A 25,494-nucleotide genomic window follows, 5' to 3' on the forward strand; every position below is an offset into this window, starting at 1 on the left:
ATGCGGGCCGCGGCGCACCGCACCGACGGAGGGGACGTATGACGGCACACGGCTCCACGCCCCGCGGCGCCGCCCGCCGCCCCGGCGGCCGGCCCGTGGCACCCAGCGCGCTGCGCGCAGCCGCCCGGCTGCCCGGCCGGCTGCGCGAGGCCTGGGACCGGCCGCTGACGGCGTATTACGTGATCCTCGGCGGCAGCCTGCTGATCACGGTGCTGGGCCTGGTGATGGTCTACTCCGCGTCGATGATCCAGGCGCTGCGCTACGGCCTGCCGTCCACCTACTACTTCCGCAAGCAGCTGCTGGCCGTCGCGATCGGCTCGGTGCTGCTCTACGCGGCGGCGCGGATGCCGGTACGGGTGCACCGCGCGCTGGCCTACCCGATACTGCTGGGCTCGGTGTTCCTGATGTGCCTGGTGCAGGTGCCGGGCATCGGCCAGACCGTCAACGGCAACACCAACTGGATCTCGATCGGCGGCCCCTTCCAGATCCAGCCCAGCGAGTTCGGCAAGCTCGCCCTGGTGCTGTGGGGCGCGGACCTGTTGGCCCGCAAGGGCGACAAGGGCCTGCTGGTGCAGTGGAAGCACCTGCTGGTGCCGCTGGTGCCGGTCACCGTGCTGCTGCTCGGACTCATCATGCTCGGCGGCGACATGGGCACCACGATGATCCTCACCGCGATCCTCTTCGGCATGCTGTGGCTGGCCGGCGCGCCCACCCGGCTGTTCGCCGGGGTGCTCGGCGGCGCCGGCGCGCTCGCCTTCCTGGCGATCGTCACCAGCTCCAACCGGATGGACCGGCTGCACTGCATCGCCGCCTCCGACCCCGACAACGGCTGCTGGCAGGCCGTGCACGGCATCTACGCCCTCGCCTCGGGCGGCTGGTTCGGTTCCGGACTCGGGGCGAGCGTGGAGAAATGGGGCGAACTGCCCGAGCCGCACACCGACTTCATCTTCGCCGTGACGGGGGAGGAACTGGGTCTGGCAGGGACGCTGTCGGTACTCGCCCTCTTCGCGGCACTAGGCTACGCGGGTATCCGCGTGGCCGGTCGTACGGAGGACCCCTTCGTCAGGTTCGCAGCGGGTGGCGTGACCACCTGGATCACGGTGCAGGCCGTGATCAACATCGGTGCGGTGCTCGGCCTGCTGCCGATCGCCGGAGTCCCGCTCCCGCTGTTCTCCTACGGGGGTTCGGCCCTCCTGCCGACGATGTTCGCGATCGGGCTGCTGATCTCCTTCGCCAGGAGCGAGCCGGCGGCGCGAGCGGCGCTGGCCGTGCGGGGGCGGAACGGGCGCGGATCCCCGAACCGGGCAAGGAAAAGGACGATGCGACGGTACGTCACCCGACGGCCGTCCGGAGAGCGGTGAATTTCGGTGCATGTCGTACTCGCCGGCGGGGGGACCGCCGGCCACATCGAGCCTGCGCTCGCGCTCGCCGATGCCCTGCGGAGGCAGGACCCGACAGTGGGCATCACCGCCCTCGGCACCGAGCGGGGCCTGGAGACCAGGCTGGTGCCCGAACGCGGCTACGAACTCGCGCTGATCCCGGCCGTCCCGCTGCCGCGTCGGCCCACCCCCGAACTCATCACCGTGCCCGGCCGGCTGCGCGGCACCATCAAGGCAGCCGAGCAGATCCTGGAACGCACCAAGGCCGACTGCGTCGTCGGCTTCGGCGGCTACGTCGCCCTGCCCGGCTACCTGGCCGCCAAGCGGCTCGGCGTGCCCATCGTGGTGCACGAGGCCAACGCCCGCCCGGGCCTGGCCAACAAGATCGGCTCCCGGTACGCCCACGCGGTCGCCGTCTCGACCCCCGACAGCAAGCTGCGCGACGCCCGCTACATCGGCATCCCGCTGCGCCGGTCCATCGCCACCCTGGACCGCGCCGCCGCGCGCCCCGAGGCCCGGCACGTCTTCGGCCTGGACCAGAACCTGCCGACGCTGCTGGTCTCGGGCGGCTCGCAGGGCGCCCGCCGGCTCAACGAGGTCATCGCCACCGTCGCCCCGCGGCTCCAGCAGTCCGGCGTGCAGATCCTGCATGCGGTCGGCCCCAAGAACGAGCTGCCCAAGGCCGACAACATGCCGGGCATGCCGCCGTACCGCCCCGTCCCGTACGTCGACCGGATGGATCTCGCGTACGCCGCCGCCGACATGATGCTCTGCCGGGCCGGCGCCATGACGGTCGCCGAGCTGTCCGCGGTCGGGCTGCCCGCCGCGTACGTGCCGCTGCCAATCGGCAACGGCGAGCAGCGGCTCAACGCCCAGCCCGTGGTCAAGGCCGGCGGCGGTCTGCTGGTCGACGACGCCGAGCTGACACCGGACTGGGTGCTCGGCAACGTGCTGCCCGTCCTCACCGATCCGCACCGCCTGTACGACATGTCCCGCGCCGCCGCCGAGTTCGGCCGCAGGGACGCCGACGACCTGCTCGTCGGCATGGTGTACGAAGCGGTGGGCGCCCGCCGGGCACGATAGAGCCCGGCGGGAGTCGATCAGCGGGGAGTCAGACGTGGCAGGCGTGACAGGACCCGGCGCCGGTACCGGCGCCCGACCCGGGCAGCGCGGCGGCGGCCGCACCGAACGCCCCGGCGGGCGCCCGCCGGGGCGCGCCGAAGGCGGCGCGGGCGGCCGCCCGTCCGGCGCCGCCCGTCCGCCGGGCGAATCCGGCGGCGGGCGGCGGCCGCGGCTCACCCCGCCCTCGCGCCGCACCCTGCTGATCGTCCTGGTGGCGCTCACCGTCCTGCTGGGCGGCGGCACATGGGCGGTCTACGGCTCCCCGTGGCTGCGCGCCCGCACGGTGAGCGTGCACGGCACGGGGGTGCTGACCCCCGAGCAGGTGCGCAAGGCCGCGGCGGTGCCGCTGGGCGGGGCGCTGGTCTCGGTCGACACCGGGGCGGTGCGCGCGCGGCTGCTGAAGGAGCTGCCCCGGCTCAAGGACGCCCGGGTGCACCGGTCGTGGCCGCACACCGTAAGCATCGACGTCACCGAGCGCACCCCGTCCGCGATCCTGAAAAGCGGCGCGAAGTTCACCGAGGTCGACCGGGACGGGGTGCGCTTCGCGACGGTCGACCGGGCGCCAGGCGGGGTGCCGCTGGTGGAATTGACGCCCGATCAGACGGCGAGCTTTCGGCATTTCGGAACAAAAAGACTGCTGCAGGGCGCCATTACCGTCGCGGGACGGCTGCCGGATTCGCTCGCCGGGCGGGCGACCGCGATCCGGGTGCGTTCCTACGACGCAATCACCGTCGAACTCACCGGCGGCCGCGACGTCATGTGGGGGAGCGCCGACGACAGCGCCACGAAGGCAGCGGTGCTCACCGCGCTCATGAAGGCCGAGCCGCACGCCACGCACTACGACGTGAGCGCCCCCACCGCCCCTGCCGCGTCCGGAAGTTGACGTGTGCGGGACGTCCGCTTCGCTAGTATTCGACCCCTGGCTCACGGAACCGGGGCGTGATCACATAGGGTCAAAAGAAAAGCGGGAGGTTCGGCGTGTTCGTTGAACCTCCACCGCTTGTCGACTTAGTGTCTCGTCCCAAAGGAACACATGGGACAGGCATACTGGTAACCCTAAACCTCAGGGTTAGGGTTCGGAACGGCCCGGCGAGCGTACCGACCGTCCCACACACTTCGTAAATCGAGGCGAGAGGCCTTCGACGTGGCAGCACCGCAGAACTACCTCGCAGTCATCAAGGTCGTCGGCATCGGCGGCGGTGGCGTCAATGCCATCAACCGGATGATCGAGGTCGGTCTCAAGGGCGTCGAGTTCATCGCGATCAACACCGATGCGCAGGCCCTGCTGATGAGCGACGCCGACGTCAAGCTCGACGTCGGCCGGGAGCTGACCCGCGGGCTCGGCGCCGGGGCGAACCCGGACGTCGGCCGGAAGGCCGCCGAGGACCACCGTGAGGAGATCGAAGAGGTGCTCAAGGGCGCCGACATGGTCTTCGTCACCGCGGGCGAGGGCGGCGGCACCGGCACCGGCGGCGCCCCCGTGGTCGCCAACATCGCCCGCTCGCTCGGCGCGCTGACCATCGGTGTGGTCACCCGCCCGTTCACCTTCGAGGGCCGCCGCCGCGCCAACCAGGCCGAGGACGGCATCGCGGGCCTGCGGGAGAACGTCGACACCCTGATCGTCATCCCCAACGACCGGCTGCTGTCCATCTCGGACCGCCAGGTCAGCGTGCTGGACGCGTTCCGCTCCGCCGACCAGGTGCTGCTGTCCGGTGTGCAGGGCATCACCGACCTCATCACCACCCCGGGCCTGATCAACCTGGACTTCGCGGACGTGAAGTCCGTGATGTCGGAAGCCGGTTCCGCCCTCATGGGCATCGGCTCGGCCCGCGGCGACGACCGCGCGGTGGCCGCCGCCGAGATGGCGATCTCCTCGCCGCTGCTGGAAGCCTCCATCGACGGCGCCCGCGGGGTGCTGCTGTCCATCTCGGGCGGCTCCGACCTGGGGCTCTTCGAGATCAACGAGGCCGCCCAACTGGTGAGCGAGGCCGCCCACCCGGAGGCCAACATCATCTTCGGCGCGGTCATCGACGACGCGCTCGGCGACGAGGTGCGGGTCACCGTCATCGCGGCCGGCTTCGACGGCGGCCAGCCGCCGAGCAAGGCGGCCGGGCGGGACAAGGCGCAGGGCTCCACGTACTCCGCGCACGACGGCGGCGCCACCGGCGCGGCCGGTCCGGGCCGCGGCGCCGAGTCGCAGCCGCGGCCGGTGTCGTCCTTCAACGGCCTCGGCGCGCCGTCCGCGATCCCGGCCGAGCGCGAGGCCGAGCCGGTCGCCGAGACCTCGGTGCCGCCCGTCACCCCGCCGGTGGTCCCGCCGGCCCGGCCGTACCAGGACACCGCGGCCGAAGAGCTCGACGTCCCCGACTTCCTGAAGTGACCGCCCGGACGTGATAGGGCACCGCAGCACAGCGAACGGCGCGCATTTCGCCTTCACCGACCGGTGGGGCGGGGTGAGCGCCGTTCCGTACGACAGCCTCAACCTCGGCGGAGCCGTCGGCGACGATCCGGCCGCCGTCGCCGCCAACCGCGAGCGGGCGGCCCGCGAACTGGGCCGCGACCCGGGCCGGGTGGTGTGGATGAACCAGGTGCACGGCCGGGACGTCGCCGTCGTCGACGGGCCGTGGGGCGACGGGCCCGCGCCGGACGTCGACGCCCTCGTCACGACCCGCGCCGACCTCACCCTCGGGGTGCTCACCGCGGACTGCGTCCCCGTGCTGCTCGCCGACCCGTTCGCCGGGGTCGTCGCCGCCGCGCACGCCGGGCGGCCGGGGACGACGGCGGGGATCGCGATCGCCGTGGTCGAGACGATGATCACACTCGGAGCCGATCCGGAGCGCACGACCGCGCTCCTCGGCCCGTCGGTATGCGGTAAATGCTATGAAGTGCCCGCAGAGATGCGGGATGCGGTCGCTTCCGCCGAACCGGCGGCGTACGCCGAGACGAGTTGGGGCACGCCGGCGCTCGATGTGGCCGCCGGGGTGCGCGCGCAACTGCTGCGCGCCGGAGTGCGCGCCGTGGAAGGACCCGCGGTGTGCACCCTGGAATCCGCCGACCACTTCTCCTACCGCCGCGACAAGGCCACCGGCCGGCTCGCCGGCTACGTGTGGCTGGACGGTGCGCGATGAGCGGTACGGGCAACGGGGCCCCGGATCCCGGCGAACGCGCCGCGCAGCTCGCCGCCAACCTGGCCCGGGTCGAGCAGCGGATCGCCGACGCCTGCGCTGCGGCGGGCCGCAGCCGCGAGGACGTCACCCTCATCGTGGTCACCAAGACCTACCCGGCCTCCGACGTACGGCTGCTCGCCGGACTCGGTGTCCGCGAGGTCGCCGAGAACCGCGACCAGGAGGCCGCGCAGAAGGCGGACGAGACCGCCGATCTGCCGCTCAGCCGGCACTTCGTGGGCCAACTCCAGACCAACAAGGCGCGATCCGTGGTCCGTTACGCTGACCACGTGCACTCCGTCGACCGGCTCCGGCTGGTCGGCGCGCTGTCCTCCGCGGCCACCGCCGCCGGGCGGCGCATCGGCTGCCTGGTCCAAGTCGCGCTGGACGCCGGGGAGACGGCGGGTGCGGGCGGGCGCGGGGAGCGCGGCGGAGTGGCGCCGGGCGCGGTACCCGAACTCGCCGACGCGATCGCGGCGGCCCCCGGGCTCCGGCTCGACGGGCTGATGACGGTCGCGCCGCTGGCCGGAGCGTATGCGGGCCAACCCCGCGCCGCCTTCGACCGGTTGAGGGAAATCTCATCCCGCCTGCGCGAGACGCATCCGGCTGCCACCATGGTCTCGGCAGGGATGAGCCAGGATCTCGACGAAGCGGTGGCGGCCGGAGCGACACATGTGCGCGTCGGAACGGCGGTACTCGGAGTCCGTCCCGGGCTCCGGTAACGTCACCAAACAAGTCGGACCACAGCATAAATATGGTGTGGCGGCCGTCCCCGGCGGACGGCCGAGGACCGCAACACCCCGCTGAGAGGACGCAGAGCATGGCCGGCGCGATGCGCAAGATGGCGGTCTACCTCGGCCTCGTGGAGGACGACGGGTACGACGGCCCGGGTTTTGACCCGGACGACGAGTTCGAGCCGGAGGTGCCCGCGCCGCCGGCGCGTGTCGCGGCCGAGCCGGAGCGCGCCCCCCGCCGACCGCACAGCCAGCACGTGGCGCCGAGCCCGCACCAGCCGCAGCAGGAGGAACCGCCGCGGCTCGTCCACGCTCCCGCACCCCGCGAACCGCGGATCGCCCCCGTGGCGTCCATCACACCCGAACGTCACAGCCTGGAGAAGAACGCAGCGGTGATCATGCCCAAGGTCGTGTCAGAACGAGAGCCGTACCGGATCACGACACTTCACCCCCGGACCTACAACGAAGCCCGTACCATCGGGGAACACTTCCGCGAAGGCACCCCGGTGATCATGAACTTGACGGAGATGGACGATACGGATGCGAAGCGACTTGTCGACTTCGCGGCGGGTCTGGTCTTCGGCCTCCACGGGAGCATCGAGCGGGTGACGCAGAAGGTGTTCCTCCTGTCGCCTGCTAACGTCGATGTCACGGCGGAGGACAAGGCCCGGATCGCTGAGGGCGGGTTCTTCAACCAGAGCTGAACGAACGCAACCGTAGGGACCCGGCCGGCCAGGCCGAGAAGCAGGGGAGAGGGAAGCGCGATGAGTGTGGCACTCCAGGTGCTGTTGATCGCGCTGTGGTGCTTCTTCTTTGTGCTGATTTTCCGATTGGTGATGGACTACGTTTTCCAGTTCGCCCGCTCATGGCACCCTGGGAGGACGATGGTGGTGGTCCTGGAGGGCACCTACACTGTCACCGATCCGCCACTCAAGCTCCTGCGGCGGTTCATCCCACCGCTGCGCCTCGGGGGTGTGGCGCTCGACCTGTCCTTCTTCGTACTTATGATCATCGTTTACATCCTGATCAACGTTGTTGGGAGCTTCATGTGAACGGTGCGAGTTCCCGATATGTCGACGATCACGTTGAGGTGAAGAGATGCCGTTGACCCCCGAGGACGTTCGGAACAAGCAGTTCACGACCGTCCGCCTCCGTGAGGGCTACGACGAGGATGAGGTCGACGCCTTCCTCGACGAGGTGGAAGGGGAGCTGACCCGCCTGCTCCGCGAGAACGAGGACCTGCGCGCCAAGCTGGCCGCGGCGACCCGTGCGGCGGCCCAGGCCAGCCAGCGCAAGCCCGAGCCGCAGGACCGACCGGTGCCCGCTGCCATATCCGGACCGCAGCCGGTGCAGCAGCAGATGCCGCAGCAGATGGGTCCGCCCCAGCAGCAGGGCGGCATGCCGCAGCTGCCCCCCGGCCCCAGCGCCCAGCAGCACGGTCCTGGCCCCGGTCAGCACCCGATGCAGCAGCAGGGCCCCGGCCCGATGGGCCAGCACCCGATGCAGCAGCAGGGTCCCGGTCCCATGGGTCAGCACCCGATGCAGCAGCAGGGTCCCGGCCCGATGGGCCAGCACCCGATGCAGGGCGGCCCCGGCGGTCACCCGATGCAGCAGCAGGGCCCCGGCGGCGACAGCGCGGCCCGTGTGCTCTCGCTCGCCCAGCAGACCGCCGACCAGGCGATCGCGGAGGCCCGTTCCGAGGCCAACAAGATCGTCGGCGAGGCCCGCAGCCGCGCCGAGGGCCTGGAGCGGGACGCCCGCGCCAAGGCCGACGCGCTGGAGCGGGACGCCCAGGAGAAGCACCGCGTCGCGATGGGCTCGCTGGAGTCGGCCCGCGCCACGCTGGAGCGCAAGGTCGAGGACCTGCGCGGCTTCGAGCGGGAGTACCGCACGCGGCTGAAGTCCTACCTGGAGTCCCAGCTGCGCCAGTTGGAGAACCAGGCGGACGACTCGCTCGCCCCGCCGCGCACCACCCCGTCCGCGCCGTCCCTGCCGGCGGCCGCGTCCCCGATGGCCGGGGCGATGGGCGGCAACGGGATGAGCAACGGCATGAGCAGCGGCATGAACGGGATGGCTCCCGCCGGCGCCGGTGCCATGAGCCACAACGGTGCGTCGCCCGCCTTCGGCGGTGGCGGTCAGGGCATGGGCGGCCACACGCCCGGCCCGACGTACGGTGGCCAGCAGCAGATGTCGCCCGCGATGACGCAGCCGATGGCTCCCGTCCGCCCGCAGGGCGGGCCGTCCCCGCTCCAGCAGGCGCCCACGCCGATGAGGGGTTTCCTCATCGACGAGGACGACAACTAGGCGCTGCGCTCCGCCGAGCTGTTCAGGGCCGGGCCTCCCGGGGGTTGCACCCCGCGGAGGCCCGGCCCTTTTGCATGAGCTTCCGGCTGCGCGGAGGGCTCACCCCGGGCTGCGGCTGCGCCGCCGGGCGAGCGTTTTCAGGGGCGCGAGGAACTGCGCGAGCAACCACCCGCCGGCCGGTGGTCCGGATCGAACCGAAGCGACCCTTTGGGTCGGTATCCGACCCGCGCCCCGGTGGGGGCTTGTCGCGCAGTTCCCCGCGCCCCTACGGGGCCCTTGCTCACGCCCTCCGCAAGGAGAAGGAGAGGGACAGGGGCTCGTCCGTGAAGGGGGTGCCGAAGCCCTCGGAGGGGGCGCCCTCCGCGAAGTCGACGGCAAGGACCTCCTCCGAGATGAGTGGCGCGTGCGCCGCGAGCGCGGCGGCGAGCTCGGGGTCGGACGTCGTCCAGCGGACGGCGATCCGGTCGGCCACGTCGAGCCCGCTGTTCTTGCGGGCCTCCTGGACGAGGCGGATGACGTCGCGGGCGAGGCCCGCGAGCCGCAGCTCGGGGGTGATCTCCAGGTCGAGGGCGACCGTGGCGCCGGAGTCCGAGGCCACCGACCAGCCCTCGCGCGGGGTCTCGGTGATGATGACCTCTTCCGGGGACAGCTCGACGGTCTCCCCGTCGACGACCACCGAGGTCACCCCGCCCTCGCGTAGCTGCGCGGAGAGCGCGGCCGCGTCCGCGGCGGCCACGGCGGCGGCGACCGCCTGGACGCCCTTGCCGAACCGCCTGCCCAGCACCCGGAAGTTGGCCTTCGCGCTGGCGTCCACCAGCGAGCCGCCGACCTCGGAGAGGGACGCCAGCGAGGAGACGTTGAGCTCGTCGGCGATCTGCGCGCGCAGCTCCTCGGTGAGGTCCTCGAAGCCCGCGGCGGCGACGAGCGCGCGGCGCAGCGGCTGCCGGGTCTTGACGCCGGACTCGGCACGCGTCGCGCGGCCCAGCTCCACCAGCCGGCGCACCAGCTGCATGCGGGTGGACAGCGCCGGGTCGACGAGCGCCTCGTCGGCGACCGGCCAGGTCGCGAGGTGGACGGAGTCCGGCGCGTCCGGCACGACGGGCACCACGAGGTCCTGCCAGACCCGCTCGGTGATGAACGGCACCAGCGGCGCCATCAGCCGGGTCACCGTCTCGACCACGTCGTGCAGGGTGCGCAGCGCGGCCGCGTCGCCCTGCCAGAAGCGGCGCCGGGAGCGGCGCACGTACCAGTTGGACAGGTCGTCGACGAAGGCGGACAGCAGCTTGCCGGCGCGCTGGGTGTCGAAGGACTCCAGCGCCTCGGTGACGTTCCGCACCAGCACGTTGAGCTCGCCGACCAGCCAGCGGTCCAGCAGCGGGCGGTCCGCGACGGCCGGGTCGGACGCGGAGGGCGCCCAGCCGGACGTACGGGCGTAGAGGGCCTGGAAGGCGACGGTGTTCCAGTACGTGAGCAGCGTCTTGCGCACGACCTCCTGGATGGTGCCGTGCCCGACCCGGCGGGCGGCCCACGGGGAGCCGCCGGCGGCCATGAACCAGCGCACCGCGTCGGCGCCGTGCTGGTCCATGAGCGGGATGGGCTCCAGGATGTTGCCGAGGTGCTTGGACATCTTGCGGCCGTCCTCGGCGAGGATGTGGCCCAGGCACACCACGTTCTCGTACGCGGAGCGGTCGAAGACCAGGGTGCCGACGGCCATCAGCGTGTAGAACCAGCCGCGGGTCTGGTCGATCGCCTCGGAGATGAACTGCGCGGGGTAGGTGCGCTCGAAGACGTCCTTGTTGCGGTACGGGTAGCCCCACTGCGCGAAGGGCATCGACCCCGAGTCGTACCAGGCGTCGATGACCTCGGGCACCCGGGTCGCGGTGCCGCCGCAGCGGCCGCACGGGAAGGTGACGTCGTCGATGTACGGGCGGTGCGGGTCCAGGCCCGACTGGTCGGTGCCGGTCAGCTCGCCCAGCTCGGCCAGCGAGCCGACGCAGGTGAGGTGGTCCTCCTCGCAGCGCCAGATCGGCAGCGGGGTGCCCCAGTAACGGCTGCGGGACAGCGCCCAGTCGACGTTGTTGTCCAGCCAGTCGCCGAAGCGGCCGTGCTTGACCGACTCCGGGTACCAGGTGGTGCGCTCGTTCTCGCGCAGCAGCGCGTCCTTGACCGCGGTGGTCCTGATGTACCAGGACGGCTGCGCGTAGTAGAGCAGCGCGGTGTGGCAGCGCCAGCAGTGCGGGTAGCTGTGCTCGTAGGGCACGTGCCGGAAGAGCCTGCCGGTCGCGGTCAGCTCGGCGACCAGCGCCTCGTCGGCCTTCTTGAAGAAGACCCCGCCGACCAGCGGCACCTCGGGCTCGAAGGTGCCGTCCCGGCGCACCGGGTTGACCACCGGCAGGCCGTAGGCGCGGCAGGCCTTGAGGTCGTCCTCGCCGAAGGCGGGGGACTGGTGGACCAGGCCCGTGCCGTCCTCGGTGGTGACGTAGTCGGCGTTGAGGACGAAGTGCGCGTCCGGGATGTCGACGAGGGTGAAGGGCCGCTCGTACGTCCAGCGCTCCATCTCGCGGCCGGTGAAGGTCTCACCGGTCGGCTCCCAGCCTTCGCCCAGGGCCTTGCCGAGCAGCGGCTCGGCGACGACGAGCTGCTCGCTGCCGTCGGTGGCCACCACGTAGCGGACGTCCGGGTGCGCGGCGACCGCGGTGTTGGACACCAGCGTCCACGGCGTGGTCGTCCACACCAGCAGCGCCGCGCGCCCGGCGAGCGGGCCGCTCGTGAGCGGGAAGCGGACGTAGACGGACGGGTCGACGACCGTCTCGTAGCCTTGCGCCAGCTCGTGGTCCGACAGGCCGGTCTGGTCGCGCGGGCACCAGGGGGCGACCCGGTAGTCCTGCACCAGCAGGCCCTTGTCGAAGATCTGCTTGAGCGACCACCACACCGACTCGACGTACTCCGGGTCCATCGTGCGGTAGGCGTCGTCCAGGTCCACCCAGTAGCCCATGCGGGTGGTCAGCTCGGCGAAGGCGTCGGTGTGCCGGGTCACCGACGCGCGGCAGCGGGCGTTGAACTCCGCGATGCCGTACGCCTCGATGTCCTGCTTGCCGGTGAAGCCCAGCTCCTTCTCGACGGCCAGCTCCACGGGCAGGCCGTGGCAGTCCCAGCCCGCCTTGCGGGTCACGTGGTGGCCCTGCATCGTCTTGAAGCGCGGGAAGACGTCCTTGAAGACCCGGGCCTCGATGTGGTGGGCGCCGGGCATGCCGTTCGCGGTCGGCGGGCCCTCGTAGAAGATCCAGTCGGGCAGCCCGCGGGTCTGCTCCACGGAGCGGGCGAACGTCCTGCGCTCGCGCCACAGCTCCAGTACCTCGTGTTCGAGGGCGGGCAGGTCGACCTGCGCGGGCACCTGGCGATACTGCGGCTGGCTGGTCGGGCTCATCGCGGACTTTCCTCCGGCGGACGCTGGGACACTCCGTCGAAGGGACGAGGACGCCGGAGCGCTCCCGCGGTACCACCCTTCTTGGCGGTGGAGGACTTCCCACCGCCCCCTCATTGGGGTCAGCGACGCCGGTTCTACTCACCCGGCGGCCGGTACTGCGGCCCCGCGGGTTTTCCTCCGGCGGCTCCGGGCTGATCTTCACCCCGCGCACACCCCCGGGCTTCCACCGTCCCCGGGTCGCTCTCGGCTGCGTGCGGCGCTACTCGTCCCATCCACGCCTGTTCGCTGCCGCTCAGTGTACGGCCGCGCGCCGGCCCGCGCCGCCGGGTTTCCCGCGGCCGCCCGCCGGCCGCGCGGCCGCCGGCCCGCTGACCCGAATGCCCTGCCCCGCGCGCCGGGGCGGCGGGTGTCGCGCATCGTTGCGCCATGTACCGGAATACCCGGCGGTGAGCTGGGCAGGACGAGGAAGCTCAACGTTGCGAAGGGGTCGCGGTCATGGCCGTGAAGGAGTCGGCGGACGAGCCGGCGGAACCGCCCGCGAGGAAGACCGCCAAGAAGACGGCCAGGAAGACGGCGAGGAAAACGGCCGGGAAAGCAGCCGGGAAGACGGCGGAGAAGGCTGCCGCCGAGGCGCCGGCCGGGAAGACCGCCGCGGAGCGGAGAGCTTCGGCCGCCCCCGCAGGTGGGAAGAAGGCCGCGGCCGGGAAGAAACCGGTGAGCGACGAGCGCGCCGGTCGTGACGGGCCCGAGACAGGAGCTGGCACTGTGGGTGTGGAGAAGACGGCGGCCGGTACGGCCGCGAGCGGCGTCCCTGCGGCGCGCGGCGCGGCCGGGGCCGAGGACCTCGCGGTCCTGCCCGGGGAGGACCCGTGGACGCCCGAGGAGGTCGCGGAGGCCCGCGCGGAGCTGACCGGTGAGGTCGACCGGCTGCGGGCCGAGATCGAGTCCTCCGCGCAGGCCGTCGCCGGCCTGCTGCGGGACGGCGCCGACAGCGGCGGCGACGAGGCCGACACCGGCGCGAAGAACATCAGCCGGGAGTACGAGCTGGCGCTCGCCGCCAACACCCGCGACACCCTCCAGCAGGCCGAGCACGCCCTGCGGCGCCTCGACGAGGGCACGTACGGGCTGTGCGAGGTGTGCGGCAACCCGATCGGCAAGGCCAGGATGCAGGCCTTCCCGCGCGCCACCCTCTGCCTGGACGACAAGCAGCGCCAAGAGCGGCGATGACCCCTGCGGGGCCGGTGCCGTACCCTCGTCACAGGCGGGCGCACCGGCCCGTACGTGCTGAGGGCTGAGGGACCACGTGGCGGAAGCGGAGCGCACCATCATCACGCCGGACGACGACGCCCCGGAGCGGACGGACGAGCCCGCCGCCGACCTGCCCGAGCCCGCGCCCGCGGCGGTCCGCAAGCGCCTCATCCTCGTGCTGGCAGGCGTCGCGGCCTTCGCGTACGTGCTGGACCTGCTGACGAAGCTCTGGGTCGTCAAGAGCCTCGAAGGGCACGACTCGGTCGACCTGCTCGGGCACTACCTGCGGCTCGACGCCCTCCGCAACGGCGGCGCCGCCTTCGGTATGGGCCAGGGCATGACGATCGTCTTCACCATGGTCGCGGCCGGTGTGATCGTGGTCATCGCCCGGCTGTCCCGCCGCCTGCGCAGCACGCCCTGGGCCGTCGCCCTCGGCCTGCTGCTCGGCGGCGCGTTCGGCAACCTCACGGACCGCGTCTTCCGCGCGCCCGGCGGCCTCCAGGGCCACGTCGTGGACTTCATCGCCCCCGAGCACTTCGCGGTCTTCAACCTCGCCGACTCGGCGATCACCTGCGGCGGCGTGCTGATCGTCCTGCTGTCCTTCCTCGGCATCGACCCCGACGGCACCCGCCACCGCGACTGACGGCCCGGCCCCCGCACGGGGGCGGGAGGGAGCGGGGCCCGGGGCCCGGCGGGTCCGGCATACTCAATGGGTGAGTACCGCACCGGAAGTCCGCTCGTTGCCCGTGCCCGACGGCCTGGAGGGCGAGCGTCTCGACGCCGCCCTCGCCCGTATGTTCGGCTTCTCCAGGACCAGGGCCGCCGAGCTCGCCGCGGGCGGCAAGGTGTCGCTGGACGGCGCGCTCGCCGGGAAGTCCGAGCGGGTGCACGGCGGCGCGTGGCTTGAGGTCGAGATGCCCGCGCCCGCGGCCCCCGTGCGGGTCGTCGCGGAGCCCGTGGAGGGCATGGAGATCGTGTACGACGACGACGACGTCGTGGTGGTCATGAAGCCCGTGGGGGTGGCCGCGCACCCGAGTCCGGGGTGGTCCGGGCCGACCGTGATCGGCGGGCTGGCCGCGGCGGGCTACCGCATCGCCACCTCCGGCGCCGCCGAGCGGCAGGGGATCGTGCACCGGCTGGACGTCGGGACGTCCGGGCTCATGGTCGTGGCGAAGTCCGAGAACGCCTACAGCCTGCTCAAGCAGCAGTTCCGCGAGCGGGTCGTCGACAAGCGCTACCACGCGCTCGTCCAGGGGCACCCGGACCCGCTGAGCGGCACCATCGACGCGCCGGTCGGGCGGCACCCCACGCACGACTACAAGTGGGCGGTCGTCGCGGACGGCAAGCCGTCGGTGACGCACTACGACCTGATCGAGGCCTTCCGCTCGGCCAGCCTGCTGGACATCAAGCTGGAGACGGGCCGCACCCACCAGATCCGGGTGCACATGTCCGCGCACCGCCACCCCTGCGTCGGCGACATCACCTACGGCGCCGACCCGACGATGGCCCGCCGGCTGGGCCTGACCCGGCAGTGGCTGCACGCCAAGCAGCTGGGCTTCGAGCACCCGGCGGACGGCTCGTGGGTGGAGTTCAGCAGCGAATACCCGCCGGACCTGGAACACGCGCTGGAGACGGTGCGGGCGGAGAGCCGGTGACCGCGCCGGTGACCGCGGTGCGGATCGTCGCCGCCGACGACACCGCGGGCATGGCCGCCGTGCACGCCGTCCGGCACGAGGTCTTCGTGGTCGAGCAGGGCGTGCCCGCGGAGCTGGAGTGGGACGGCAAGGACGGCCGGGCCGTGCACGCGCTCGCCGAGGGCGGCGGCACCGGGCGGCTGCTGCTCGGCGCGGACGCCGCGGCGAAGAACGGCGGCGACGAGCAGCTGGCGGTGCTCGGCCGGCTCGCGGTGCTGAAGGCCGCCCGCGGTACGGGCCTGGGCGCGCTGCTGGTGCGGGCGCTGGAGGAGGAGGCCGCACGGCTGGGCCTGACGGGCGTCTACCTGGAGGCCCAGGTCCACGCGATCGGCTTCTACGAGAAGCTCGGCTACACCGCGTACGGCCCGCGGTTCCAAGACGCCGGGATCGCCCACCGCGCGATGCGCCGCACCTGGCGCCCCTGAAGCCGCGCGGGTCCCGGGCCCGTACGGCCGTTCGGGGCGCGCGGCGCCGCCGCGGCGGCGCGGGGGATCGCTCGGGCGGCCTGCGGCGCGCCCCGCGGCCGTAACGCACCCCGCAAGGCACGCTGGCGGGCGTGGACCAGCTCGCCCTGTTCTTCTCGCTCATGCTCGCGGCCGTCGTGACGGTGCCGCTCGGCGACCGGCTGGGGCTGCCCGCGCCGGTGCTCATGACGCTGTTCGGCGGGATCCTGGCGCTGATCCCGCAGGTCCCCAACGTCCGGATCGACCCGGATTTCATCCTGCCGCTGCTGCTCCCGCCGCTGCTGTACGCCGCGGTGCAGCGCACCTCGTGGCGGCAGTTCGCGGCCAACCGGCGGGCGATCTTCCTGCTGGCCGTGGCGCTGGTCTTCGTCACGACCACGGCGGTGGCCGCGGTCGTGGACGCGGTGGTGCCGGGCATCACGGTGGCCGCGGCCTTCACGCTGGGCGCGCTCGTCGCACCGCCCGATCCGGTCGCGGCGACCGCGGTGGCCGGCCGCCTCGGGCTGCCGCGCCGCATGATCTCGATCCTGGAGGGCGAGGGGCTCTTCAACGACGTCACGGCGATCGTGCTCTACCACGTGGCCGTCGACGCGGCGGTGTCCGGGCACTTCTCGGTGGGCCACGCGCTGCTGGAGTTCGTGCTCTCCGCGGTCGTCGCGGTCGCGGTGGGGCTGGTGCTCGGCTGGGGCGCCAACAAGCTCATGGGCGTGGTGGGCGACCCGACGCTGCAGATCGGGCTGTCGCTGCTGGTGCCCTTCGCCTCGTACGCCATCGCCGAGGAGCTGTCCGGATCGGGCGTGCTCGCGGTGCTGACCAGCGGGCTCTTCCTCGCCGAAAACGCCTTCGAGGCCGACGACGTGACCGCGCGGCTGGCCGGCACCACCTTCTGGCAGATCATCGACACCCTGGTCACCGGGATCGCCTTCGGCCTCATCGGCCTGGAACTGCACCACGTCTTCAGCGTCGGCGCCGGCAACTGGGGCCCGATGACGCGCGACGCCCTGCTCGTCGTCGCCGTGGTCGTCGGGGTGCGGCTCCTGTGGCTGCTGCCCGCCGCGTGGGTGGCCCGGCGGCTGCACACGCTGCGCGACATGGACGAGGACATCCCGATGACCTGGCGGGAGACCGTCGTCATGTGGTGGTCGGGGATGCGCGGGGTGGCGTCGGTCGCGCTGGCGCTCGCGATCCCGCTGGAGACCGACCACGCGGGCGCCTTCCCGGCCCGCCCGGAACTGCTCTTCATCGCCTTCGCCGTGGTGCTGGCCACCCTCGTCCTGCAAGGGCTCACGCTGCCCTGGCTGGTCAGGACGCTCGGGGTGAGCAGCGACATCGACGCCGAGCACGAGCTGGAGCACGAGCTGGCGGTCCGCGCGATGGCCGCGGCGCGCGACCGGCTCAGGGAGATCGAGCAGAACGAGCCGATCGACGAGGAGCTGTCGGAGGTACTGCACCGGCGGGCCTTCGACCTGGGCGCGCGCATCTCGCCGGACATCGTCGACGAGGAGCGGCGCGAGTCGCACGCGCGCCGGCTCAAGCGCGTCAGGTCGCTGCGCCGGATCCAGGACGACATGATGTCCGCCGCCCGCCACGAGGTGCTGGCCGCGCGCAGCGAACCGGGCAACGACCCGGAGGTCGTCGACCGGGTGCTGCGGCACCTGGACCTGCGCTCGATGCGCGGCTGACCGGCCGGGACACCGGGCCGCCGGGCGGGGCTCGCGGGTGCGGGCCTGTCGGTGCGGGCTGGCACGATGGACGCGCAAGGCGCAGCAGGCAGAAGCGAGGGAGCCGCCGTGACGATCGTCCTCTTCCACTCCATGTACGGGCTGCGGCCCGCCGTGCGGGACGCCGCGGAGCGGCTGCGGGCCGCGGGCCACGAGGTGGTCGCGCCCGACCTGTACGACGGCCGGACGGCGGACACCGCCGAGGACGGCCTCGCGCTGCGGGACGAGATCGGCCGCGACGAACTGCTGCGCCGCGCCGTGGCGGCCGCGGCCCCGTACTCCGAGGGCGGCACGGTCTACGCCGGCCTCTCGCTCGGCGGCTCGATCGCGCAGAACCTGGCGCTCGGCGACGAGAAGGCCCGCGGGCTGCTGCTCCTGCACGGCACCTCCGACATCGCCGACGACGCGGCCACCGACATCCCCGTGCAGCTGCACGTCGCCGACCCGGATCCCTTCGAGCCGGACGACTGGCTGAACGCCTGGTATCTGCGGATGCGCCGGGCCGGCGCCGACGTGGAGGTCCACCGCTACCGCGGCGCCGGCCACCTCTTCACCGACCCGGAGCTGCCCGACCACGACGCCGAGGCGGCGGAGCGCACCTGGGCGGTCGCGCTGGACTTCCTCCGGGAGCTGGAGGCCTGAGGACGGCGGAGCGGCCGGGCGGGGGTCTCCCCGCCCGGCCGCTCCCGTCAGCCGGCTACGTCAGCCGCGCCACTACTTGAGCTGGGCGGCGAAGGCCTGCACGACCTGGTCCGAGGTCAGCCCCGGCACCTTCACCGGGGTGCCGTTGACCAGGACGTACGGGGTGCCGCCGTTCTGCACGTCGGACGACGAGTGGTTGTACTTGTCGCTCATCGCCAGCGCCCAGCGGTCGAAGGTGCCCTTCTTGACCGCGTCGGAGAACTTGGCGTTGCCCTTGAGCGCGGGGACCTGCTGGGCGACCGAGATGAGCTTGTCGGCGTTCTTGTAGTCGTCCTTGGTCTCGTCGGGGTGGTTCTTCTCGGCGTAGAGCGCCTTGTGGTACTGCTCGAAGGCGTCCACCGAGATGTTCAGGGCGGCGCCGAGGGCGCTAAGCGCGCGCTTGGAGCCCTGGCCGTTGTCGTGGTTGTCGATGAAGGTCGCGAAGGTGTAGTCGATCTGGTACTTGCCGTCCTTGGCACCCTGCAGCACCGCGTCGCCCGCGGCCTGCTCGTAACCGGCGCAGATCGGGCAGCGCAGGTCCTCGTACTCCTTGACGACGTTCTTGTTCTTCGGGTCGCCGACGATGATCGTGGTGCCGTCGGTGCCCGACGTGTTCGCGGGCTTGACCAGCTTGTTCTTGGCCGCCTGCGACCAGTAGCTGGGCTTGTTCATCTCGTTCACGGCGTAGGCGACGCCGCCGGCTATCGCCACCAGGGCGATGACGCCGCCGCCGACCAGCAGCTGGCGGCGGACCTTGGCGCGCTTGGCTTCCTTCTCGCGCTGGATACGCAGCCGCTCGCGGGCCGCGGCCTTGGCGGTCTTGCTGTTGCGCTGGCTCATGACAGATCTCCGTGGATACGCGTGTGGGTGTGGGGTGTGCCGGTCCTGCGGTCAGAGAGCGACCGGGACGGGCGGACCACGGCGTACGACGGCGTGCTGCAGCCGGTGGCCGGCGGGCCGGCCGGGCACCGTGCCGCGGGCGGCCCGCGGGGTGCGGCGCGGCCCGGCGGCCAGGGCGCCGCGGACGGCGGCCACGGCCAGCAGCAGCGGGCGGAAGGCGGCCAGCACGGCGGCGCGCACCAGCCGGCCGAGCGCGGCCTCACCGCGCCGCAGCCAGAACGAGGCGAGCAGCCCCGCCACGACGTGCACGGCCAGCAGCAGCCAGGGCAGCGCCCCCGCGGAGGCGACGGCGGCCGTGCCCTGGGCGCCGCCCGGGACCGCGGCCACCGAGGAGGCGAACGTCGCGGCGTGCTCGGGGCCGACGTGGCCGTGGCAGAGCACCGCCTCGTTGAAGGAGCGCCACGAGCCGGTCACCGGACCGCCGGCCGGCCCGTAGCAGGCCTGCTGCCCGGTGGTCAGCAGGGTGTCCAGGGCCAGCTCCATCGGCACCATCAGGCCGGCCAGGGCCCAGAAGCCGCACTCCGGCCGCGCCGTGACGAGATACGCGAGACCGAAGACGGCGGCGAAGGCACCGGCGACCGCGGGCAGCGGCAGCGGCGCCTTGGCCATCAGGACGTGCGAGGTGGAGGCGAGGGTGACGCAGAGTGCGGCGAAGACGGCAGCGCGCAGCGCTCTCAGCGCCCGCAGCGCTTGCGGCCGTATCTCCTCCATGGGAGCAGAGTGTGCCACGGGAACCTGTATGCGTGACCTAAGGTGTGCCGGATTCCGCGGACACCCGGCGGCGGCCCTCGGATGTCGGCGCCGGGTCGTAGACTCACCGACGCCGCCGGACAACCGTTTCCCGGTGGTCCGTTCCCCGCCGGAGGTGTCGCGCCTTGACCGATCAGCCCTTCGCTCACCTGCACGTCCACACCCAGTACTCGCTGCTGGACGGAGCGGCGCGACTGAAGGACATGTTCAAGGCGTGCAACGAGATGGGGATGAGCCATGTGGCCATCACCGACCACGGGAATCTGCACGGCGCCTACGACTTCTTCCACCAGGCCAAGGACGCCGGGGTCACCCCGGTCCTGGGCATCGAGGCGTATCTGGCGCCCGAGTCCCGCCGCTACGCCAAGCCCGTCAAGTGGGGCGCCCCGCACCAGAAGGGCGACGACGTGTCCGGTGCGGGCGCGTACACCCACATGACGATCTGGGCGCGCAACAGCACCGGCCTGCACAACCTCTTCCGCGCGCAGTCCCGCGCCGCCTTCGAGGGGTATTTCCGCAAGCCCCGGATGGACCGCGAGCTGCTCAGCGAATACGCCGAGGGCCTCATGGGCACCACCGGCTGCCCGTCCGGCGAGATCTCCACCCGCATCCGGCTCGGGCAGATGGACGAGGCGATCAAGGCCGCCGGGGAATACCAGGACATCTTCGGCAAGGAGAACTTCTTCGTCGAGATCATGGACCACGGCATCGACATCGACCGCCGGGCCCGCGCCGGTCTCGAGGAGATCGCCAAGAAGCTCCAGGCGCCCTTCGTCGTCACCAACGACTCGCACTACACGTACGCGCAGGAGTCCGCGGCGCACGACACGCTGCTGTGCATCCAGACCGGCTCGAACATGTCCGACCCGGACCGCTTCAAGTTCGACGGCTCCGGCTACTACCTGAAGTCGGCCGCCGAGATGTACGCGATCGACTCGTCCGACGCCTGGCAGGAGGGCTGCCGCAACAGCCAGCTGCTGATCGCCGAGCGCGTCGACACCGAAGGCATGTTCAAGTTCCAGAACCTGATGCCCAAGTTCGACGTGCCCGACGGCTACACCGAGGTCACCTGGTTCCGCGAGGAGGTCGCCCGCGGCATGGCCCGGCGCTTCCCCGGCGGAATCCCCGAGGACCGGCAGAAGCTCGCCGAGTACGAGATGGACACCATCATCCAGATGGGGTTCCCCGGCTACTTCCTGGTCGTCGCCGACTTCATCATGTGGGCGAAGAACAACGGCATCGCCGTCGGCCCCGGCCGCGGCTCCGCGGCCGGCTCGATCGTCGCCTACGCGATGGGCATCACCGACCTCGACCCCGTCCCGCACGGCCTGATCTTCGAGCGGTTCCTCAACCCCGAGCGCATCTCGATGCCCGACGTCGACATCGACTTCGACGAGCGCAGGCGCGGCGAGGTCATCCGCTACGTGACCGAGAAGTACGGCTCCGACAAGGTCGCCCAGATCGCCACCTACGGCACCATCAAGGCCAAGGCCGCGATCAAGGACTCCGCCCGCGTGCTGGGCTACCCGTTCTCGATGGGTGACCGGATCACCAAGGCGATGCCCGCCGACGTGCTCGGCAAGGGCATCCCGCTGTCCGGCATCACCGACAAGGACCACCCCCGCTACAGCGAGGCCGGCGAGGTCCGGTCGATGTACGAGAACGAGCCGGACGTGACGAAGGTCATCGACGCCGCGCGCGGCATCGAGGGGCTGGTCCGGCAGATGGGCGTGCACGCCGCCGGCGTGATCATGTCCGCCGAACCGCTCATCGACCATGTGCCGATCTTCTCGCCGAAGAACGACGGCGCGGTCGTCACGCAGTGGGACTACCCGAGCTGCGAGTCGCTCGGCCTGCTGAAGATGGACTTCCTGGGCCTGCGCAACCTGACGATCATGGACGACGCGGTCAAGTCGATCAAGGCCAACAAGGGCATCGACATCGACCTGCTCGCGCTGCCGCTCGACGACCCCAACACGTACGCGCTGCTCTCCCGCGGTGACACGCTCGGCGTCTTCCAGTTCGACGGCGGCCCCATGCGCGCCCTGCTGCGCATGATGAAGCCCGACAACTTCGAGGACATCTCCGCCGTCTCGGCCCTCTACCGGCCGGGCCCGATGGGCATGAACTCGCACATCAACTACGCCCTGCGCAAGAACAAGCAGCAGGAGATCACCCCCATCCACCCGGAGCTGGAGGAGCCGCTCCGGGAGGTCCTGGAGGTCACCTACGGCCTGATCGTCTACCAGGAGCAGGTGCAGAAGGCCGCCCAGGTGCTCGCCGGGTATTCGCTCGGCCAGGCCGACCTGCTGCGCCGCGCGATGGGCAAGAAGAAGAAGGAGGTCCTGGACAAGGAGTTCATCCCCTTCCAGGCCGGCATGCGCGAGCGCGGCTACTCCGACCAGGCCATCCAGGCCGTGTGGGACGTGCTGGTGCCCTTCGCCGGATACGCCTTCAACAAGGCGCACTCCGCCGCGTACGGCCTGGTGTCCTACTGGACGGCCTACCTGAAGGCGAACTACCCGGCCGAATACATGGCGGGGCTGCTCACCTCGGTCAAGGACGACAAGGACAAGATGGCGCTCTACCTCAACGAGTGCCGCCGGATGGGCATCAAGGTGCTGCCGCCGGACGTCAACGAGTCCAACGCCAACTTCACCCCGCGCGGCGACGACACGATCGTCTTCGGCCTCACCGCGGTCCGCAACGTCGGGCAGAACGTCGTCGACTCCATCGTCAAGTGCCGCAAGTCCAAGGGCCGTTACGCGACCTTCCCGGACTTCCTCGACAAGGTCGAGGCGGTGGTCTGCAACAAGCGGACGGTCGAGTCGCTCATCAAGGCCGGCGCGTTCGACACCATGGAACACACCCGGCGCGGACTGACCGAGCACTTCGAGCCGATGATCGACAACGTGGTGCAGGTCAAACGCAAGGAGGCGGAGGGGCAGTTCGACCTCTTCGGCGGCATGGACGAGGGCGGCGACGACGGGCCCGCCTTCGGGATGGACGTGGTCTTCTCCGACATCGAGTGGGACAAGACGTACCTGCTCGCCCAGGAGCGCGAGATGCTCGGCCTCTACGTCTCCGACCACCCGCTGTTCGGCATCGAGCACATCCTCGGCGACCGGGCCGACGCGGCGGTCTCCGCGCTCGCCGGCGACTACTCGGACGGCGCGATCGTCACCATCGGCGGCATCATCTCCGGCCTCCAGCGCAAGATGACCAAGCAGGGCAACGCGTGGGCCATCGCGACCGTCGAGGACCTGGGCGGCTCGGTGGACTGCATGTTCTTCCCCGCCACCTACCAGTTGGTCTCCACCCAACTCGTCGAGGACACCGTGGTCTTCGTCAAGGGCCGGCTCGACAAGCGCGAGGACATCCCGCGGCTGGTCGCGATGGAACTCGCCGTCCCCGACCTGTCGGACGTCGGCGCCAACGCGCCCGTGCACATCTCCATCCCGACGGTCAAGGTCACCCCGCCGCTGGTGGCCCGGCTCGGCGAGGTGCTGGAGAGCCACAAGGGCAACACCGAGGTACGGGTGCGGTTGCAGGGCGCCCGCACCACCACGGTGCTGCGGCTGGACCGGCACCGCGTGACGGCCGACCCGTCGCTCTTCGGCGACCTCAAGGCGCTGCTGGGCCCGGCGTGCCTGGGGTCGGGCCAGCAGGCGGGCTGACCGCCCCTCCCGGGCGGGCCGGGTGCCCTTCCGGGCGGAACGCAGGACGGGGGTGCCCCTCGGTGAGGGGCACCCCCGCGTCATCGCGTACTACCGGCGTGGCGGGTTCAGTTGTGGCCGAACCGCTTCTGCTGGTGCTTGCGCGACACCTGGGTCGTACCCGGCATCGCGTGCTCCTCCGACTGCTGGCTCCGGCCCTGCTCCTGGGCCTCCGAGGAGGACCGCTGCGGGTCCTGCTGCGGGGAGCGGCGGTTCGGGTTCTGGTTGCGGTTCTTCGCCACTGTCGTGCCTTCCTCTGGGGGAAATGGCGGCCGAGGGGCCTTCCTCCCTGCGGGCTTGTCGCCCCGGGGGCTCGTGGCCGAGCGGCCGAGATCAGACTTGCACGCGGGGACGAAGCGCGCATTTCGGGCAGTTGGCGTTGCAGGGTGCACCGCGAGTGACGGAAAACCGCCCACCGCCACGCCGAAGATCGCGTTCGGGCTCATAACGCCCCGGCATTCGGGCAGACTCGGGGGGACCTGGGGGGATCCACTGCCGAGGGGGCGACCGGAAGAGGTGCGATATGGACCGCTGCGTCGTCCTGGTGGACGCCGGGTATCTGCTGGGTGCAGCGGCGAGCCTTCTGGCCGGTGAACCTTCGCGTTCCCGGATCGTCGTCGATCATGCCGCCGTCGTCGCCGGCCTGCGGGAAAGGGCCGAACGCGAGACCGGCCAGCCGCTGCTGCGGATCTACTGGTTCGACGGGGCGCCCGACCGGGTTCCGCAACCCGAGCACCGCCGGCTGCGCGTCATGCCCCGGGTGACGGTACGGCTCGGCGCGCTCACCCGTACGGACGGCCGCTGGGCGCAGAAGGGCGTCGACGCGGCCATGCACGCCGAACTGTCCGAGCTGGCCCGCAACCGGGCCTGCTCCGACATCGTGCTCGTCACCGGCGACGGCGACCTGCTGCCCGGCATGATGTCCGCCAAGGAGCACGGCGTCGCCGTGCACCTGTGGGCCGTGCAGGCCGCCGACGGCGACTACAACCAGTCCGAGGACCTCGTCGCCGAGGCCGACGAGCGGCGCGTCCTCGACCGCGAATGGATCACCGCGGCGATCCACGCGCGCGACGGCGTCTGCCCGCCCGCCGGCAGCAGCCACGGCGCCCTCGGCGCCGACATCGGCCCCGAGATCGCCGCGATCCTCTCCGCGCCGCTGCCCGACCGCGCCGCCTCGCCCGCGCCCCCGGCCGAGCCGCACCCCGCGCCGTCCGAACACCCCTCCGGGCCGGCCGACGACGGCACGCAGGCCGCTCCCGCGGGGGGCGGCGGCAGCAACGGCACCGGCAAGGGCGTGCCCACACCCAAGGACCTCGCGGGCTTCGGCAAGCACCACGCGCCCGCGCCCGCGTCCCCGGCCGCGGCGTCCGGGTCGCAGCCCGCGCCCAGTGCCACCCTGCGGTGGTCCTCCGACAAAGGGTGGACCGACCGCGGCGCCGCCGACGTCCCCGACACCAGCGGCCTTCCCACGCTCGCCCAGCTCACCACCGCGGAGCAGCGGTGGGCCGACCGCGAGGCCGACATCACCGCGGTGAGCGGTGACCCGTACGAGGTCGGGCAGGTCTTCGCGCGGCGCTGGACGGCGCGCATCAGCGAGGCGGGACAGCTGCAGCAGCTGTCCGCGCACTATCCGCGGGTGCCGCACCGCATCGACGGCGAGCTGCTGCGGTACGCGGCGCGGTTCGGGCTGCTCGCGCACAAGGACGACCAGATCGACGAGCATGATCGCTACGCGATCCGGGCGGGGTTCTGGCGCGAGGTCGACACCCGTACGGGGACGCCGCGGGCGCCGGCGGGGTGACGCGGCGGGTTGCCTCTTGCGGTGGTCCGCGCGACCTTCCCTTGGTGGGGGCTGGTCGCGCAGTTCCTCGCGCCCCTTCGCGGCGGCCCGGCGGGTGGGGTCGGGTGCCGGCACGGGGCACCTCCTCGGAATGCGCGTCTGACGTCATGGGGGTAGGTGGCGGGTCTTGCGTGCGCATTCCTGCGGGGGCACCCCGCACCGTCCCCCTCCCAGGTCTCGTCGGCGGCTGCCTACCGGTGGGGGTGAGTGTGTGAGGGACTACGGTTCGCCCCCGACGGCGAGTGCGTCCCACAGGGAGACCGCAACTTTTGCTCCTACCCGCACGGGTGGTGGGGGTGGGGGCACCCCGCGCCGCCAGGCGCGGGCAACCCCCGCGGCGGGAAGCCGAG

At 72.0% G+C, this 25,494-nt stretch carries 22 protein-coding genes; 17 read left to right on the forward strand and 5 right to left on the reverse strand.

Annotation, left to right across the window (positions count from 1 at the left end):
* Positions 1-38 precede the first annotated feature (38 nt).
* From ftsW to ACH4SL_RS26505, 9 genes are all read left to right on the forward strand, one after another.
* Complete coding sequence (ftsW, locus tag ACH4SL_RS26465) at positions 39-1,361, forward strand: putative lipid II flippase FtsW (RefSeq protein ID WP_398449837.1); 1,323 nt, start codon at positions 39-41, stop codon at positions 1,359-1,361.
* A 6-nt stretch (positions 1,362-1,367) separates the two neighbouring features.
* On the forward strand, positions 1,368-2,462 hold the full coding sequence (gene murG, locus ACH4SL_RS26470) for an undecaprenyldiphospho-muramoylpentapeptide beta-N-acetylglucosaminyltransferase (RefSeq protein ID WP_398449839.1): 1,095 nt from the start codon (positions 1,368-1,370) through the stop codon (positions 2,460-2,462).
* Positions 2,463-2,496: 34 nt separating this feature from the next.
* A complete protein-coding gene (locus ACH4SL_RS26475) occupies positions 2,497-3,384 on the forward strand; it encodes a cell division protein FtsQ/DivIB (protein WP_398449841.1) in 888 nt (295 codons plus the stop codon).
* 261 nt (positions 3,385-3,645) lie between these two features.
* Positions 3,646-4,881, forward strand: a complete 1,236-nt coding sequence (gene ftsZ / locus ACH4SL_RS26480; protein ID WP_398449843.1) for a cell division protein FtsZ — start codon at positions 3,646-3,648, stop codon at positions 4,879-4,881.
* A gap of 10 nt (positions 4,882-4,891) precedes the next feature.
* Positions 4,892-5,629 (forward strand): peptidoglycan editing factor PgeF, encoded by a 738-nt coding sequence (gene pgeF / locus ACH4SL_RS26485; protein ID WP_398449845.1) that lies wholly within the window; start codon positions 4,892-4,894, stop codon positions 5,627-5,629.
* Positions 5,626-6,387 carry a YggS family pyridoxal phosphate-dependent enzyme gene (locus tag ACH4SL_RS26490; protein WP_398449847.1) on the forward strand — a complete coding sequence of 254 codons (762 nt, stop codon included), beginning with the start codon at positions 5,626-5,628 and terminating at the stop codon, positions 6,385-6,387. The genes pgeF and ACH4SL_RS26490 overlap by 4 nt, the downstream gene beginning before the upstream one ends.
* 98 nt (positions 6,388-6,485) lie before the next feature.
* Positions 6,486-7,103: a cell division protein SepF gene (sepF, locus tag ACH4SL_RS26495; protein WP_031523375.1), complete on the forward strand. Its 618-nt coding sequence runs from the start codon at positions 6,486-6,488 to the stop codon at positions 7,101-7,103.
* Between the two features lie 60 nt (positions 7,104-7,163).
* On the forward strand, positions 7,164-7,451 hold the full coding sequence (locus tag ACH4SL_RS26500) for a YggT family protein (RefSeq protein WP_398449850.1): 288 nt from the start codon (positions 7,164-7,166) through the stop codon (positions 7,449-7,451).
* A 46-nt stretch (positions 7,452-7,497) separates the two neighbouring features.
* Positions 7,498-8,703: a DivIVA domain-containing protein gene (locus tag ACH4SL_RS26505; protein ID WP_398449852.1), complete on the forward strand. Its 1,206-nt coding sequence runs from the start codon at positions 7,498-7,500 to the stop codon at positions 8,701-8,703.
* 280 nt (positions 8,704-8,983) lie between these two features.
* Here the strand turns inward: ACH4SL_RS26505 and ileS are convergent, their stop codons facing one another.
* On the reverse strand, positions 8,984-12,130 hold the full coding sequence (gene ileS / locus ACH4SL_RS26510; RefSeq protein ID WP_398449854.1) for an isoleucine--tRNA ligase: 3,147 nt from the start codon (positions 12,128-12,130) through the stop codon (positions 8,984-8,986).
* Positions 12,131-12,600: 470 nt separating this feature from the next.
* On the reverse strand, positions 12,601-12,894 hold the full coding sequence (locus ACH4SL_RS26515; RefSeq protein WP_398449856.1) for a hypothetical protein: 294 nt from the start codon (positions 12,892-12,894) through the stop codon (positions 12,601-12,603).
* Between the two features lies 1 nt (position 12,895).
* On the opposite strand from ACH4SL_RS26515, the gene ACH4SL_RS26520 reads away from it, so the two are divergent.
* From ACH4SL_RS26520 to ACH4SL_RS26545, 6 genes are all read left to right on the forward strand, one after another.
* Entirely contained in the window at positions 12,896-13,357 is a 462-nt protein-coding gene (locus ACH4SL_RS26520; RefSeq protein WP_398449858.1) for a TraR/DksA family transcriptional regulator, read from the forward strand.
* 76 nt (positions 13,358-13,433) lie between these two features.
* On the forward strand, positions 13,434-14,021 hold the full coding sequence (gene lspA / locus ACH4SL_RS26525) for a signal peptidase II (RefSeq protein ID WP_398449860.1): 588 nt from the start codon (positions 13,434-13,436) through the stop codon (positions 14,019-14,021).
* Between the two features lie 70 nt (positions 14,022-14,091).
* Positions 14,092-15,033, forward strand: a complete 942-nt coding sequence (locus ACH4SL_RS26530) for an RluA family pseudouridine synthase (RefSeq protein ID WP_398449862.1) — start codon at positions 14,092-14,094, stop codon at positions 15,031-15,033.
* Positions 15,030-15,497 carry a GNAT family N-acetyltransferase gene (locus ACH4SL_RS26535; RefSeq protein WP_398449864.1) on the forward strand — a complete coding sequence of 156 codons (468 nt, stop codon included), beginning with the start codon at positions 15,030-15,032 and terminating at the stop codon, positions 15,495-15,497. Before ACH4SL_RS26530 ends, ACH4SL_RS26535 begins: the two co-directional genes overlap by 4 nt.
* Before the next feature lie 131 nt (positions 15,498-15,628).
* Entirely contained in the window at positions 15,629-17,218 is a 1,590-nt protein-coding gene (locus tag ACH4SL_RS26540) for a Na+/H+ antiporter (RefSeq protein WP_398449866.1), read from the forward strand.
* 66 nt (positions 17,219-17,284) lie between these two features.
* Positions 17,285-17,899, forward strand: a complete 615-nt coding sequence (locus tag ACH4SL_RS26545) for a dienelactone hydrolase family protein (RefSeq protein ID WP_398449868.1) — start codon at positions 17,285-17,287, stop codon at positions 17,897-17,899.
* 72 nt (positions 17,900-17,971) lie between these two features.
* On the opposite strand, the gene ACH4SL_RS26550 is transcribed toward ACH4SL_RS26545, so the two are convergent.
* Both ACH4SL_RS26550 and ACH4SL_RS26555 read right to left on the reverse strand, forming a co-directional pair.
* Positions 17,972-18,778, reverse strand: a complete 807-nt coding sequence (locus ACH4SL_RS26550) for a thioredoxin domain-containing protein (RefSeq protein WP_398449870.1) — start codon at positions 18,776-18,778, stop codon at positions 17,972-17,974.
* Between the two features lie 51 nt (positions 18,779-18,829).
* Positions 18,830-19,549 (reverse strand): hypothetical protein, encoded by a 720-nt coding sequence (locus tag ACH4SL_RS26555; RefSeq protein WP_398449872.1) that lies wholly within the window; start codon positions 19,547-19,549, stop codon positions 18,830-18,832.
* A 164-nt stretch (positions 19,550-19,713) separates the two neighbouring features.
* Here ACH4SL_RS26555 and dnaE point away from each other — a divergent pair, with 164 nt between their 5' ends.
* Complete coding sequence (gene dnaE, locus ACH4SL_RS26560; protein WP_398449874.1) at positions 19,714-23,265, forward strand: DNA polymerase III subunit alpha; 3,552 nt, start codon at positions 19,714-19,716, stop codon at positions 23,263-23,265.
* A gap of 107 nt (positions 23,266-23,372) precedes the next feature.
* Here dnaE and ACH4SL_RS26565 read toward each other — a convergent pair whose 3' ends face one another.
* On the reverse strand, positions 23,373-23,546 hold the full coding sequence (locus ACH4SL_RS26565; RefSeq protein ID WP_398449876.1) for a hypothetical protein: 174 nt from the start codon (positions 23,544-23,546) through the stop codon (positions 23,373-23,375).
* 281 nt (positions 23,547-23,827) lie between these two features.
* Between ACH4SL_RS26565 and ACH4SL_RS26570 the strand changes: the two genes are divergently transcribed.
* The gene (locus ACH4SL_RS26570) at positions 23,828-25,105 is read left to right on the forward strand and encodes an NYN domain-containing protein (RefSeq protein WP_398449878.1); all 1,278 of its coding nucleotides are present in this window, start codon (positions 23,828-23,830) and stop codon (positions 25,103-25,105) included.
* Positions 25,106-25,494: the final 389 nt, after the last annotated feature.

This window comes from Streptomyces sp. NPDC021020 (assembly GCF_044333285.1).
Classification (GTDB): Bacteria; Actinomycetota; Actinomycetes; order Streptomycetales; family Streptomycetaceae; genus Actinacidiphila.